The organism is Bacillus sp. THAF10 (genome assembly GCF_009363695.1).
Lineage (GTDB): Bacteria > Bacillota > Bacilli > Bacillales > Bacillaceae_I > Sutcliffiella_A.
In genome coordinates, this window is sequence record NZ_CP045403.1 from 3,279,520 (window position 1) to 3,293,648 (window position 14,129).

At 39.5% G+C, this 14,129-nt stretch carries 19 protein-coding genes; 6 read left to right on the forward strand and 13 right to left on the reverse strand.

The genetic code is table 11. The features are described 5' to 3' along the window. Window positions 1–211: 211 nt before the first annotated feature. From gvpA to FIU87_RS16995, 3 genes are read right to left on the reverse strand one after another with little or no spacing between them, the layout of a single operon-like run. Complete coding sequence (gvpA, locus tag FIU87_RS16985; RefSeq protein WP_152445663.1) at window positions 212–472, reverse strand: gas vesicle structural protein GvpA; 261 nt, start codon at window positions 470–472, stop codon at window positions 212–214. 1 nt (window position 473) lies between these two features. Continuing rightward, entirely contained in the window at window positions 474–893 is a 420-nt protein-coding gene (gene gvpQ, locus FIU87_RS16990; RefSeq protein WP_152445664.1) for a gas vesicle protein GvpQ, read from the reverse strand. Then, a complete protein-coding gene (locus FIU87_RS16995) occupies window positions 838–1,032 on the reverse strand; it encodes a hypothetical protein (RefSeq protein WP_152445665.1) in 195 nt (64 codons plus the stop codon). The genes gvpQ and FIU87_RS16995 overlap by 56 nt, the downstream gene beginning before the upstream one ends. A 212-nt stretch (window positions 1,033–1,244) precedes the next feature. On the opposite strand from FIU87_RS16995, the gene FIU87_RS17000 reads away from it, so the two are divergent. Then, the gene (locus FIU87_RS17000; RefSeq protein ID WP_152445666.1) at window positions 1,245–1,502 is read left to right on the forward strand and encodes a sunset domain-containing protein; all 258 of its coding nucleotides are present in this window, start codon (window positions 1,245–1,247) and stop codon (window positions 1,500–1,502) included. Between the two features lie 227 nt (window positions 1,503–1,729). On the opposite strand, the gene FIU87_RS17005 is transcribed toward FIU87_RS17000, so the two are convergent. Then, entirely contained in the window at window positions 1,730–1,969 is a 240-nt protein-coding gene (locus FIU87_RS17005; protein ID WP_152445667.1) for a YueH family protein, read from the reverse strand. Between the two features lie 157 nt (window positions 1,970–2,126). Between FIU87_RS17005 and FIU87_RS17010 the strand changes: the two genes are divergently transcribed. Further along, a complete protein-coding gene (locus FIU87_RS17010; RefSeq protein ID WP_152445668.1) occupies window positions 2,127–2,723 on the forward strand; it encodes a biotin transporter BioY in 597 nt (198 codons plus the stop codon). Between the two features lie 36 nt (window positions 2,724–2,759). Here the strand turns inward: FIU87_RS17010 and FIU87_RS17015 are convergent, their stop codons facing one another. The 3 genes from FIU87_RS17015 to FIU87_RS17025 form a co-directional block, all read right to left on the reverse strand. Continuing rightward, window positions 2,760–4,091, reverse strand: coding sequence for a Na+/H+ antiporter family protein (locus FIU87_RS17015; RefSeq protein ID WP_152445669.1), 1,332 nt, complete (start codon window positions 4,089–4,091; stop codon window positions 2,760–2,762). Between the two features lie 173 nt (window positions 4,092–4,264). Continuing rightward, entirely contained in the window at window positions 4,265–5,770 is a 1,506-nt protein-coding gene (locus tag FIU87_RS17020) for a leucyl aminopeptidase (protein WP_152445670.1), read from the reverse strand. Between the two features lie 63 nt (window positions 5,771–5,833). Further along, a complete protein-coding gene (locus FIU87_RS17025) occupies window positions 5,834–6,214 on the reverse strand; it encodes a DUF309 domain-containing protein (RefSeq protein WP_152445671.1) in 381 nt (126 codons plus the stop codon). A 155-nt stretch (window positions 6,215–6,369) separates the two neighbouring features. Between FIU87_RS17025 and FIU87_RS17030 the strand changes: the two genes are divergently transcribed. Continuing rightward, window positions 6,370–6,852: a divergent PAP2 family protein gene (locus FIU87_RS17030; RefSeq protein WP_152445672.1), complete on the forward strand. Its 483-nt coding sequence runs from the start codon at window positions 6,370–6,372 to the stop codon at window positions 6,850–6,852. 13 nt (window positions 6,853–6,865) lie between these two features. Next, window positions 6,866–7,684 (forward strand): cobalamin-binding protein, encoded by an 819-nt coding sequence (locus FIU87_RS17035; protein ID WP_152445673.1) that lies wholly within the window; start codon window positions 6,866–6,868, stop codon window positions 7,682–7,684. Between the two features lie 39 nt (window positions 7,685–7,723). On the opposite strand, the gene FIU87_RS17040 is transcribed toward FIU87_RS17035, so the two are convergent. The 5 genes from FIU87_RS17040 to FIU87_RS17055 all read right to left on the reverse strand — a co-directional run bounded on the left by FIU87_RS17040 (window position 7,724) and on the right by FIU87_RS17055 (window position 11,472). Beyond that, window positions 7,724–8,428, reverse strand: coding sequence for a 3D domain-containing protein (locus FIU87_RS17040; RefSeq protein WP_152445674.1), 705 nt, complete (start codon window positions 8,426–8,428; stop codon window positions 7,724–7,726). 127 nt (window positions 8,429–8,555) lie between these two features. After that, window positions 8,556–8,885 (reverse strand): YuiB family protein, encoded by a 330-nt coding sequence (locus FIU87_RS17045; RefSeq protein ID WP_253905600.1) that lies wholly within the window; start codon window positions 8,883–8,885, stop codon window positions 8,556–8,558. Window positions 8,886–9,223: 338 nt separating this feature from the next. Then, window positions 9,224–9,346, reverse strand: a complete 123-nt coding sequence (locus tag FIU87_RS21100; RefSeq protein WP_172971088.1) for a YuiA family protein — start codon at window positions 9,344–9,346, stop codon at window positions 9,224–9,226. Window positions 9,347–9,523: 177 nt separating this feature from the next. Next, a complete protein-coding gene (locus FIU87_RS17050) occupies window positions 9,524–10,003 on the reverse strand; it encodes an NUDIX domain-containing protein (RefSeq protein WP_152446632.1) in 480 nt (159 codons plus the stop codon). A 242-nt stretch (window positions 10,004–10,245) separates the two neighbouring features. Continuing rightward, on the reverse strand, window positions 10,246–11,472 hold the full coding sequence (locus FIU87_RS17055; protein ID WP_172971089.1) for an NAD(P)/FAD-dependent oxidoreductase: 1,227 nt from the start codon (window positions 11,470–11,472) through the stop codon (window positions 10,246–10,248). Between the two features lie 403 nt (window positions 11,473–11,875). Here FIU87_RS17055 and FIU87_RS17060 point away from each other — a divergent pair, with 403 nt between their 5' ends. Beyond that, window positions 11,876–12,868 (forward strand): NAD(P)/FAD-dependent oxidoreductase, encoded by a 993-nt coding sequence (locus tag FIU87_RS17060; RefSeq protein WP_152445677.1) that lies wholly within the window; start codon window positions 11,876–11,878, stop codon window positions 12,866–12,868. Between the two features lie 382 nt (window positions 12,869–13,250). Next, window positions 13,251–13,571 carry a helix-turn-helix domain-containing protein gene (locus tag FIU87_RS17065; protein ID WP_152445678.1) on the forward strand — a complete coding sequence of 107 codons (321 nt, stop codon included), beginning with the start codon at window positions 13,251–13,253 and terminating at the stop codon, window positions 13,569–13,571. A 96-nt stretch (window positions 13,572–13,667) separates the two neighbouring features. Here the strand turns inward: FIU87_RS17065 and FIU87_RS17070 are convergent, their stop codons facing one another. After that, window positions 13,668–14,030, reverse strand: coding sequence for a HesB/IscA family protein (locus FIU87_RS17070; RefSeq protein WP_152445679.1), 363 nt, complete (start codon window positions 14,028–14,030; stop codon window positions 13,668–13,670). Window positions 14,031–14,129 lie beyond the last annotated feature (99 nt).

The window sequence follows — 14,129 nt, forward strand, 5'->3', positions numbered from 1 at the left end:
AAAACCTAAGAAAAAGTCGGCTTTAAGACTTTTTCCAATCATTATGCAAAGAAAAATTGCCACGTATTTAAATCTTCGTCAACGAAAAGAGCACGACAGTAACGTTGACTACGCGTGTTTTAGCAACAAAGGCTACGAAAACAGCCTTTAACTAAACGGAACAAAGACACATGAAGTATGTGTCTTTTTCCATTTCTATTAACCTTTACAATTATGCATTTTGACGTTCATTGGATTGACCAGATAAGTGGAATTCTCCGTCCATTAAATCATCTCGGAGAAGTCCGACTGCCTCTGCATAACGTAACCAAGTATCCACACTTGCAATGACGACTCTGGCTTCTACCGTTACAAGTTCAATTCCGACTAAGGAAACACGCGCATAAACGTCAATAACAACGCCCTTATCTAAGATTCGATCGATTACCTCTGCTAGACTAGATCCATCAGTACTCTTTTGAATTGCTGCCATGTTATCTCACTCCTTTAATGTCGTTCACATTTGGTATTTGGTCGTTTCGTTTCACTGAATTCATTCCATTTAGGCTGTCTGCACCTTTTACTTCTGTATAGGATTTGATTCCGTTGGTGGACCCGTTCTTTCCGATTTTTTCTTGAAAAGACTCTCCAGCGTCTTTTACCTTCTGGAGCCGGTCCTTCACTTTTAACAAGGAATCTTGTATTTTTTCCTGAACATCCTCGGCTTTGCTGTGAACTTTGTTTGCAAATTTATCTTTCGAGTCATCCAGGTTGTCCGATAGTTTATCCGCTTTGTTTTGTATCTTTTCCTTTGTTTTATCCTTTTTATACTCTATATAGGTTTCAGTTGCTTCTTCTTTAGCTTTCTTTGTCAGTTTTTTCTTCAGATCCTTCAGGCTCGAGCTCCCTCTCATTTCGCCGAAAAAATTTCATCACCTTATTTCGACGTTCTTTTTTTAATAGAAAAGCAGAGCTTGCCGCAACACTTCCTACTACTGCACCTGTAAACCATTTATTTTTTCCAAGCTGTAATGCACTTTCTTTTACGCTCATCACTTGCCACTTCCTTTCATAAAATTTTTATTCGGTTTTAGGTTGTATTCACGCTTTAGTCCCAAATTAAACAATTTTTTTGACAAAGGGAAACATTCCCTATTAAATTAGCAATTGATTCCTTGAGAGGAATATTTTCTAAACGCAATGTTTATTTATAGATGCAATAGGGGTATTCAGTTGTTAAACTAGGACTTTCGCAGGGAGGCGTAATGGTGAATAAATTTCTGATGATGAATGGAGTGCTTCTTAGTGGACTTGTAGGAGCCCTTATTACTAGAATTGGAAGTTCAAATAGAGGAAACTCAATGAGTATGGAAGCCTGTAAAATTAAAGGCAATCGTAATTCACGGGGAGAATTGATTTATCATATTCCTGGTGGAAGGTTCTATCAAGTAACAAAGGCCGTGGAGTGGTTTGATAGTGAGGAAGCAGCCATTTCGGCTGGGTATCGTAAATCGGAAAGATAAAAGTAACTTTCTGATTAATTCCCAAAAAAAACGTGAGAAATTAAACATTTCTCACGTTTTTTTTATTGTTTAAAGAAGTTTCTAGCTGTTGATTGGAGCAATGGCGGAGACTCCCGGGGGAATGAAGCGAAAGACTTGTGACCCCACAGGCAAAGCCGTGGAGGCTCACAAATCGACCCGCAGGACGCAAGCCATTTTGCGGAAATCAACAGCGTTCTTACATAACTTTACATTTCACGAACCCATTGAACTAGCTTTAAAGAAAGGTGATTGGCATCCTCTTCATCTAAGGATAAGCGAAACTCCTCATTTAATCTGTTAGTCAAAGCTGCTGTTCCTTCCTCATATGGAACAATCGTTGACCACTTGATGAACGGTATCGCAATCAATGTTTGTTCTTCTTTTTTATTCTCATGAATATACACTTGAAAAGTATGTACTTGCAGATTAGCTTTTCGTATCTTCACTTTCATTCCTCCTCTAAAAACCTACTAATATTGTAGCTTCCCTCCTTGTTATATTCAACTAACCGAATGTAAACCAAACCAAAATTACTGTTGACAGTTCTAGGACTTTTCGATTATCATTTTATTGTTAACTAAAAACAACAAAGGGGTTTACAATATGAAACGTTCATTTTCAGCTTTAGATATTACATACTCAGCAATGTTTGTAGCCTTAATGGCTATTGGTGCTAACATTGTATCCTGGGTGCCATTTTTACAAATAGGTAGCGTACCATTATCGATGCAACCATTTTTCTGCGTACTGGCTGGTATTTTACTAGGTTCACGTCTTGGTGCTGTATCCATGATTGTTTATTTATTGGTTGGGATTGCTGGCGCGCCAGTATTTGCAGGTTTTGGATCTGGATTTGGATCTATTGTAGGACCTACTGGTGGTTTTTTACTATCCTATGTAGTAACTGCTTTTGTTGCAGGACTTATTGTGGAAAAGGCAGAAAAACCACAACTTGTTACATTTATGACTGCTTCATTCGCTGGTATTGTCTTGATTTACTTCATCGGAACAAACTACATGTACTTCATTTTAAATTATGTGATGGAAGTAGGAATGTCTTACGGAGCAGCGTGGATGACGATGGCATGGTTCTCTTTAAAGGACTTCGTTTTCACGATCCTTTGCGGATTGTTAGCAACTCGCCTCTATTATGTAGTAAATAAAACAGCAAAAACACCTTACACTCGTAAGGTTGCATAGTGAAAAACCTGGCTGAAACGTATCAGCCAGGTTTTTTTATAAAATCATCGCTGCAATGCAGCCAAATATTATTAAAGGAATATTGTAGTGAATAAAGGTCGGTACACAAGTATCCCAAATGTGATTGTGTTGGCCATCAGCATTCAGACCGGAAGTTGGTCCAAGCGTACTGTCAGAAGCAGGTGATCCTGCATCCCCAAGCGCTGCAGCAGTACCAACAATCGCAATCGTTGCCATCGCGCTAAATCCTAACTCTGCACAAAGCGGAACAAAGATGGCTGCGATAATGGGAATAGTGGAGAAAGAGGAGCCAATCCCCATTGTAATGAATAGTCCTATTAGTAGCATTGTAAATGCTGCTAGTAATTGGTTAGTGCCAATCCAATCTGCTGCAGAGGAAACCAGCGTTTCAATTTGTCCTGTCTCCCTTAATACACTCGCAAAGCCTGACGCAGCAATCATCACAAATCCAATGTATGCCATCATTTTCATACCAGAGGTGAGAATCACATCCGTTTCGTTAAACTTCATTGCTCCACCAAGATATAGAATAACGATTCCCACAAGGGAGCCATAAATCATTCCTTGCACACCAACTACTTCTGTAAGGTAAACTTGAGTTACTAAAGAAATGACAACTGCTAGAAGAGCAAATAATAGCGATTTTTTCGTATAGGCTGCAGATTCTTGTTCAGAAATATCTTTTTGTTTATACACTCTTGGTTTTCGGTAGCTAAAGAACACGGCAATCAATAATCCAACTACCATCCCCCCAACTGGAATCACCATGGCAGTTGGGATAGAGGATAAGCTTATATCTAGACCACTTTCCCCCATATTTGTTTTTAATATATCATGAAAAATCCCGCCAAATCCAACCGGTAAAAGAATGTAAGGTGCTGTTAAACCAAAGGTAATAATTGTAGAGGTTAATCTCCTATCAATTCCAAGTTCATTAAGAATCTTTAATAATGGTGGAATTAGGATAGGGATAAATGCAATATGCACGGGAATTACGTTTTGTGACATAATAGACACCGCTAATAGAATCAACAAAATCAATACTTTGGATAGTGATTTTTTACGTGTTTCTTCTTTCGTACCGACAAATTTTATTGCTCCCTCCACTAGAGCATCTGGCAGCCCTGTTTTGGATAAGCCCACCGCAAATGCACCTAATAATGCATAACTAAGTGCTACAGCAGCATTTCCTCCCAAACCATCTGTAAACGTATTAATGGTTGTCTCAAGGCCAAGCCCTCCGACCATTCCACCAATAAAAGCACCCGTAACTAGTGCCAGTACAACATTTATTCTAAGTAAGCTTAATACAAGCATGACGAGAACAGCTATGATGACTGCATTCATTTTAAAGACTTCCTTTCAAGAGATCATTATTACTTCATTCGCTTTAGTTTGTTAAATCGGTAGAGAATTAGAGTACAAAAGATAAATTATCATAGACCATCATAGCTGTCAACGGAATTGTTTGGAAAGCACAAAAAAAACACATCTTTTTAAGATGTGTTTTTTTCAATCGATTATTCCTCTGTCAGTCCAAACCGTTCTACTAAAGTCACAAGCGTACGTACCATCGCTCCTGTGCCTCCACTTGGCCCCAGCTCGTGAGCTGATTTCGCAGTTGCTGTTCCTGCGATATCTAAATGCACCCATGGCGTATTTTCAGCAAATTCTCCGATAAACGCACCTGCAAAAATAGCATGTCCGTCACGTCCAGGGGAGTTATTCAAATCAGCTACTTTACTGTTGCGCACTCGCTCTTTTGCGTGATCAAAGATTGGCAGTCGCCACATTTCTTCTCCAGCCTCATAGGATGCTTCTAACACTTGTTCAAACCAATCTTCATCATTGGTCATCGCACCAGTAGTGTGATTTCCAAGCGCAATGATCACCCCTCCGGTTAAGGTAGCGACATCCACTAGATAATTCGCACCATGCTGTTTAGCATACGTTACGGCGTCTGCAAGAACTAGTCGTCCTTCTGCATCTGTGTTAAGAATCTCAATGGTTTTGCCGCTCATGGAAGTAATCACATCATCTGGCTTAAAGGCATTACCACTAATCATATTATCTGTAGAGGCTATAACTGCGACAACATTTTGCTCTGGCTTTAATTCCCCAATGGCTTCCATTGCACCAAGAACCGCAGCCGCTCCTCCCATGTCAGTTTTCATGCCAACTATTCCATCCTTTGGCTTAATAGAATAGCCACCCGTATCAAAGGTGATTCCTTTTCCGACTAGCCCAATGACATCTGTCCACTCTTCTTTTCCTTGATGCTTAAGGACAATCATTTTTGGTGGCTCCACAGAACCCTTATTTACTGCAAGAAGTGCGCCCATTCCTAGCTTTTCCATGTCTTCTTTCTCTAGGATTTCTAGTTCAAAGCCATATTTTTCTGCAAGGGCTGCTGCGTGATTGGCAAGCTCTGTTGCAGTTAGCATATTCCCAGGCATGTTGACTAATGTACGGGCACTGTTTGTTCCTTTTGCAAAAACGTACCCAACATGGACACTTGCCTCCACCTCAGACTTATCCTCATCTGTAAGCAAAACAACTTCCTCTAGCTTCACTTCAGGCTCATTGGATTTTTGTTTATATCCATCGTAGCGGTAGGTTGCTAGTGGGATAGACTCCCCTAAGGCATGTGCCACATCATGAACCGCTAAATCACTTGTTACGAAGGAGTCAATGGCAACAACCGCACTTTGCAATTTCGATTCTTGAAGCGACTTGCCTACTTTACCAAATACCTTTCTCAGCTCTTCAAAAGAAAGCTTGTCCGCTCTTCCGGTACCCACTATGATAATTCTTTTATACATTGTTTTTCCGAAAGTATGTATTTTAGATAGTTTTCCTCTTTTAGGTGAAATATCTCCATCTTTCAGTAATGCTGTTAGCTGTCCTTCTAGCTGATTGTCTAGTTCCCCAACAATCCCTTCAAGTTTACTATGTTTCTCGGATAACCCTACAACAATCGCTTCGATTTGATTTTCATTATTGATCTCATTATGTACCACAAACATGGCTGAACACCCCCAAATTAAGATACTTCCATTATAGCTAAATTCTTAAAATATTTCGAGTATCTAAGAATCCTCCAAGTATAAAAAAAGACGTGGTAGCTTTGGCAACGTGTCTACCTTTTCATATGGAACGCTTTCCAAGTCGGTTGGGAGGATATTTAAGCAATCTTGGATATATTGATGAATCTTTTCTAAATCAAGACCCCAGAATCTCGGACGATATTTTTGAATATAACGGCCTCCAGCTTCCATCATCATTCTAGCACCTTTTACATTTCCATACTCATAGTGATAAATGGCAACCGTCATTTGCAATAATCCCTTGAGAAAATAGTTCTCCTTATCTGTCATCCAAATCTCCTCTAACAAATCATGACACGTATAATAATCTCCCTCATTAAAAGAAATAAAGAATTCATAGTATTCTTCTGGATATATATCCATTATTTTTACCCCTTCGATAAAAATGTCCTATAACCATCTTAACAAAAGAAGTAATATCATTCATAATAATAAGAAAACTACTTTCATCATGTACTACATAGAAGTAGAAAGGGTATAGTAATAAAAATTACAGCTAAGAAGGGCGGTTCGGTCAGATGGAGTTATTTTCAAATTTCCCTTTATGGGCAGCACTTGCGGCCATTGGTTTCGCACAATTCGTGAAAGTCCCCATTCAATTTATAGCAACAAGAAGAATTGATTGGTCCCTTTTAACGAGTACAGGAGGCATGCCAAGCTCCCATTCAGCTGCCGTGACGGCACTAGCAACAGGGGTTGCCTTTGAAACCGGGTTAGACTCGCCTATCTTTGCAGTAGCAACTGTCTTTGCAATCATCGTCATGTTTGATGCAACAGGTGTAAGACGACATGCTGGCGAGCAAGCAACTGTATTGAATAAATTGGTTGGTGATTTTAACCGTTTTGTAGAAGAAACAAAAAAATGGCCTAACATGAATGAGCAGGAAAAAGTGAAGGATCTAAAAGAACTCTTGGGTCATCAACCTATCGAGGTCTTCTTTGGAGCCATCACGGGTATCCTCCTTACGATTGTGCTTCATTACCTGGTTCATCTTGGATAAGGGAGGGAGAAACATGCGTTTAGTATCTATTTGTCCCAGTAACACAGAGCTGCTACATTACCTCGGACTTACCGAGAACCTCGTTGGCATTGATGATTACTCAGATTGGCCTGCAGAAGTTCACACGCTACCCAAGCTAGGTCCTGATCTGAATATTAACATGGAAAAACTTGAAGCTCTTGAGCCAGATTTGGTGCTGGCAAGCTTAAGTGTGCCTGGCATGGAGAAAAATGTAGAGGAGCTAAAAAGAAGAGGTATTCCTCATATCACCTTAAATCCTCAATCTTTGGAAGATATCGTCGTTGACCTTCACGAGGTGGGCAAACTCACAAAATCAACCGAGCGAGCAAGCGTACTTGCAGCAGAAATAAGAAGGGTTATCGAGACATATAGAAAGCTTGCTTCTACACTCTCTACAAAACCTGGTATTTATTTTGAATGGTGGCCAAAGCCCATTTTCACACCAGGTAGAATCAATTGGCTTACAGAAATTAGCCAGCTTGCAGGAGCGAGAAATATTTTTGAAGATAAGAACGTGGCAAGCTATCAAACCGAGTGGCAGGAAGTTTCCGCGTTGAACCCTGATGTCATCCTGATGATTTGGGTGGGTGTCAAAGAATCGAAAATGAATCCAAACCATATCATCAAACGAGAAGATGCTTCCAAGGTAAAAGCCGTACTCGACGAGCAAATACATGTACTTGAAGAAAGTCTCTATTGCCGCCCTTCTCCAAGACTTATCATGGGTTTACAAAAGCTTTCTAGCCTATTGCACCCTACCGTGTATCCAGAATTCAACGGGGAAGATACGCTTTTAATGCAAAATAAATAAAGGTCGTCCATTTCCTTGTAAGGAAAAGACGACCTTTATTTATTGTTTTTTGCCTAAATATTTTTGACGAAAAACCTGCATGCTACTATCTTCATTTAGTTTTGTTAACTCTTCTTCTGATAAGGTTCCATCGCCTTTTTTCACAAGATAAACATCAATCGTTTGTTTACCCCAATCGTTAAACACTTCATCCACTGTATCGAAATATAAATCAATTTTGTTTCCTTTAATAGCTCCACCAATATCGGCGACTACTCCATAGCCATACCCTGGGATAAACAGAATAGTACCAATTGGGAAAACACTAATATCTGCAGCAATGGTCGAATATAAATCCCTTTTTACTTTAAGTCCAGAATATGTAATACCATAGCTTGGATCCCCAGGCTTTTTCCCTGTAGACTCATAACCAGCGGTATAGCCTGTCGCATGAACTGTATGTGCTTCATACTCATTCCAATCTAAATCCTCTAAGGCTAAAGGTGTTTCCACCGTTTCCTCTGCAGAAACTTTTGTTTGTGTGGCGGAAAGAAAGTTTAAGCTTTTAAAGCCCACTGCCATCTTCTTAAATATATTGTCAGACTCTTTTTCACCGTCATAGCTGGCATATATCTTATTTTCTTTGAGCCAGTTATGAATGGTCGAAGCTTGTACCCCCGAAATGGATTGAAAGGTAACTAAAAGAGCTACTACAAATAACAAGCCCATTACCGTTCTCCGGATTACCGTTTTCAAATTTTTCATGTGAATCATCAACACTCCTCTCACAAGATATTCCTTCCCGCTTTTGAAAGGATTTATTCCTTTTTTCGAGACAATAACGTTTGTGAGGGTCAAAAAAAAAGAACCGGCACCAAGACCGATTCTTCCTTTAGAACATTTGATATCCATTTTTTCTTAGCATTTTTATCACAATTCCAGAACAAATAGCTCCTGCTAAACCGCTTAAAAGAATGGTAACATCAGCGACCTGCAATGATGTTAACTCAGACCCAAGTGTGGAAAAAGCCTGATTAGGTTGACGGAAATAATCTATTAATTTCACATCATCCTGTGCTACAATCCATACACAAACTAGAGGGTAGATAATCGCCATAATCCAAGACATACGTAGGAGCATATTTAAAAGGAATCCAATTCCAAAGAATAGTACAAAAAATAAAACAACCGATATAAGTAGTATTGGTATATTCAATACCAGGCACCTCCATTACACATCTTTCCTAAGTGTACTGAAAGGCTTGCTAGGAAGTCAATGTCTTTTCCCATACAAACAAAAACACAACCACAATTGTCCTAAATACGTCAAATTTGACGAAATGGAAATGGGGTTGTGTAATTATTTTAGCTCTTTTCTAAAAGATTGTTGCTAAAAACCTAAGAAAAAGTCGGCTTTAAGACTTTTTCCATTCATTATTCGAAGAAAAGTTGCCACATATTTAAAACTTACTCCACGAAAAGAGCACGACTGCAACCTTGCTTACGTGTTCCTTAACAGTACGCAGTAGCAACAAAGTTTACAAAAACAGCCTTTACTTATTATTTTCTACCGCTCCCTCCGCAGCAGGAGCAAGTTTCTGATCCACCAAGTAGTAGTTGAAAATATCCTTTACCAGAGCAATACGGGCAATCCTTTTTATCTGTTTGCAGTTGATTATTCATTCCTTATCCCTCCAGATGATTAGTCTTAAAACAGAAGCTAATTTATCTAATTTTCTGATAATATATCACCTTTTATGAAGGAGTGAAAGGGACGAAAACAGCTAAAAAAACCGATGTAAGCGAATACATCCATTTCAATCTATTTAAATCTTCCTTTTTCGTAAATTTACAGAATTATTAGAAAAATAATTTATAGCTACTATATTGAAACACATCACCTGGATTCATGCTTTTCGTTTCCTTTAACATAGTAAGGCCTTCCATTTTCGTGCAATAGTGAATCAACAAGGAAGAATCAGGATCATCCTGCAGTTCATCCATTGTTTTAAATGCAGCATCTATTAATTCTGATTTCTGGTAGACCACATTTGCATGTAATGGCGTGCATAAGAAAAGAAGCATATTGTCACTGATTCTTTCTTGGATAACGCCAGAGCGAACCCCTACAAGACCTTCTACCTTAACGGTTATTCCTGTCTCCTCAAGTATCTCTCGCCTTACCGCCTCATCAACTGTCTCATTTTCTTCCACAAAGCCCGCTGGAAAGGACCATTTCCCCTTAAGTCCGCCATACTTCTTTTTTACCACAAGCCATCTTCCATCGTCTGTCACCACTATTCCCGCTACCGCTAACCATACATTTTCTCTTTTGGCCATCATCTCACCCTTTTTTGCTTTTCTTCTATGTTATCAAGATTTTGAAGGGATGTGTATGGTTGAGAACTTATCACTCTCGAAGAACATGTTTTTTGGGTTTTGGGGGTGGTAATATTACCTCATTTTAGTTATCAAGGGACTCGCTTGGAGGCTTCGTTGGGCGGTATTCGCTTTTTTCTCCTATAATTATGTACATCAAAAAAACCGCCCTACACAAGGACGGTTTTTGCAAAAAATCTATTTTATAATACGTTGAATTTCCCTTTTTTCATTACCAGACCTGCTCCACCGATCATGTAAAGCGCACGGTTATCAACCATTTTCTTCATGAAGGATGCTTTAGAGCCCCAAATCTTGCGTCCGAAAACTACACCAATTGCATCGTCTTCCCCTAAGGAACAAACAGTACCTTTTAGATCAGGAGTAAATGTTTGAAGCTCTCCTTGACCACGAACAAGCACTGCCAAGTTCTTCGCACAAACTTCCCCTTGTTGCATCGCGATTTGTGCTGTTGGAGGGTAAGGACGATTGATTTCTTCGTTGATGATAAGGGAACAGTCACCAACAATGAATACATCCTCGTGACCAGGTGCACGTAAGTAAGGATCTACTTTTACACGACCTCTCATGTTTTCAAAGCCAGAATCCTCTACTAAATGGTTTCCGCGAACTCCCGCAGCCCATACAACTGTGCTAGCTTTGATTTCTTCTACTTCATCGTCTTTTGCAACGATGATTCCCTCAGGAGTAGCTTCTTTAATTGCTGTGCCAATTTTGAATTCTACCCCTTTACGCTCAAGCGTGTTCACTGCATATTCCACTAGCTCTGGGTCAAAACCAGGCAGAACAGTTGGAGCAGCCTCTACACAGACGATACGAACTCGGTCTTTAGGAATGTCAAATTCCTGGCAAAGCTCTGGTACACGGTTCACAAGCTCACCAAGGAACTCGATACCTGTGAAGCCTGCACCACCAACAACGATTGTTAATCGATCATCACGGCGATGTGCCTCTGTATTGTAAGTTGCGAATTGATATTCGATATGCTCACGGATTTTACGAGCAACGTTTAAGTTTGCAATCGAGAATGCATGCTCCTTTAAGCCTTTAATCCCGAATGTTTCCGCTTCATAACCAAGACCTACTACTAGATAGTCGTAGGAAATCTCGCCGCCTTTTGCAAGCGCAACAGTTTTTGCTTCTCTGTTGATACCTGTTACAGTGTCGACTAAGAAGTTGACTTTGCTGCGATCAATAACATCGGTAATTTTGTAACGAGTACGATCTGCTGGAAGAGTACCTGCAGATGCTTCATGCAACCAAGTTGACTCATAGTGATAGTCATTTTTGTTCACAAGTGTGATTTCCGCTTCGTTCACACCTACTAATTTTTGAAGTCGGACCGCTGTTACTAATCCACCGTAACCTGCACCTAAGATAACAATGTTTGGCTTTTTCAAATGAATCACATCCACCTTTTTATTGGATTTGTATAATAAATAATAAGGACTTTTACAAATTTCACTTTCCCATTCTTACTATCCGCAAAAACAAAATTATTTATGAAAATAAATGATTGTGAAATACTTCACGAAAACAGACGGCAAAAAAGTGCGAAATTTGTCACAAAGATTAATTACCTACCTATCATCATATTCTTTTTAGCAACACATTTCAAGATAAAATCTTACTTTAAAAAGCTTTAAAATATTCCGAAAAAAGCTCAACTATCTGACTCAATCTTCCAAAAATTCTACCTATTTTCAGTATATGTTCCCCTTTTTCCACTGTTGAAAACAGAAATTGCAAGAAAATTGTGCTATAGTAAAGGAAGAACGTTATCACACTTGTTTTTAGGAGGATAGGTAAAAGATGAGCGAAGAACAAAAAGTATATGACATCACCATCATTGGTGGAGGACCAACAGGATTGTTTACTGCATTTTATGGTGGGATGAGACAAGCAAGCGTCAAAATTATCGAAAGTTTGCCACAGTTAGGTGGTCAATTATCCGCGTTATATCCGGAAAAGTACATATATGACATTGCAGGATTCCCAAAGGTACGTGCCCAGGAGTTAATTGATAACCTGAAAGAGCAAATGTCTAAATTTGAGCCAACGGTTGCGCTAGAACAATCGGTTCAAACGCTAGAAAAAATGGGCGATGGTACATTTAAAATTGGCACTGACAAGGAAACGCATTATTCTAAGGCAGTGATTATTACTGCTGGTAACGGCGCGTTCCAACCAAGACGCCTCGAGTTAGACAATGCAAAAGACTACGAAAACAAAAACATCCATTATTTTGTGGATGATATGAACAAGTTCGCCGGGAAGAAAGTAGTGGTTTTCGGTGGTGGAGATTCTGCAGTAGACTGGGCGCTTATGCTTGAGCCTATCGCGGAAAAGGTCACCCTTGTTCACCGTCGTGACAAGTTCCGTGCCCATGAGCATAGTGTAGAAAACTTAATGAACTCAAAAGTAGAAGTGAAAACACCATATGTTCCTGCTGAGCTTATTGGCGATGAGCAGGCAATCAATCAAGTTATCCTGGAAAAAGTGAAGTCCGAAGATAAAGAAGTTCTTGAAGTAGATGATGTTATCGTCAACTATGGCTTTGTTTCCTCTCTTGGTCCAATTAAGGACTGGGGATTAGAGATTGAGAAGAACTCCATTGTCGTGAATTCTAAAATGGAAACAAACATTCCAGGTATTTATGCAGCAGGTGATATTTGTACGTATGATGGAAAAGTGAAGCTGATTGCTTGTGGATTTGGCGAAGCACCAACCGCAGTCAACAATGCTAAATCCTATATTGATCCAAAAGCGAAAGTTCAGCCACTTCATAGTACTAGCTTATTCTAAAAGTGAACGGAAAGTGAAAAGGAGCTGTTCAAAAGTCATAAGCAGATGACTTTTGAACAGCCTTTTTTTTGTGTGTGGTGTAAGACCGCTGGTGATTTCCGCAAAATGGCTCCTCGTCCTGCGGGGCGACCTTGAGCCTCCTCGGGCTTATGCCCTGCTATCTTCTCAAGATTGTCGCTTTATTCCCCCGGGAGTCTCCGCCATTTGCTCCACTCACCAGCTAGAAACATCTTAAAATGAATGTATAAAGTACACTATAAAAAACAATGATGGTTCTCCTACATTTACAATTTCTAAAAAGCTTGGTTTTAATAAAGTGGAACTTAATAATTGGAGAATGCCTTGAAAAATTTGATCCGTAAGAAATGGAGGAAACTGTTTAATGGCATCAAAGGAATTTGGTCTGTACATAAAGATTTTAAGGGAAGAAAAAGGATTCCATAGTCAGAGGGCGTTGTCATCAAAAATCGGAGTTTCCAATGCGACCATTGCTCGTATTGAAAGAGGAGAAACTAGCGCAAGCTACGAGACGCTTTGCAAAATGGCAGATGTATTCTCAATAGATTATAGGGACTTGGTAGATAAACAAGATTCTTTTGAAGAGCCTAAAGAGATGACGTTGCATGAGAAATTAAAGATGTTGAATGAAGGCCAATTAAGAAAAATTAATCAGCTTTTAGACGAGTTATTAAAAGGAAAATAGAATGTATAATAAAAGGATAGCCCAAAATATTGGGCTATTCCTTTATATTTAAATTCTTCTACTGACTTTACAACATAACCCCCGTCATAATACCTTTTAGCACTCCTCCGGCTTCCCGGCATTTGCCGCGGTACGGAATGAAGAACCACACCCACAGTTTGCAATGGCATTCGGATTGTCGATGGTGAATCCGCCGCCCATCATGGACTGTTTGAAATCGATTTTAACATCTTGCAGGATTGGTTTGCTTTCTTCATCAATTAAGATTTTAATTCCGTGCTGTTCAAACTCCAGATCCTTGTCGCCTTTTTCTTCTTCAAAACCCATGCCGTAGGATAGGCCACTGCAGCCTCCACCTTTGACACCAACGCGAAGAAAAACATTTTCATCGCCATGTTCTTTCATCATATCTTTTATTTGAAAAGCGGCCGCTTCTGTAATGTTAACTACTTGATTCATACGATACACCTCCTAGACAATTTCCAGTTACTATTATTATATCGTGAAACATCTATCTTCTCAATTTTACTGCTTTTAATAGTATATGCAGTCTGGCCA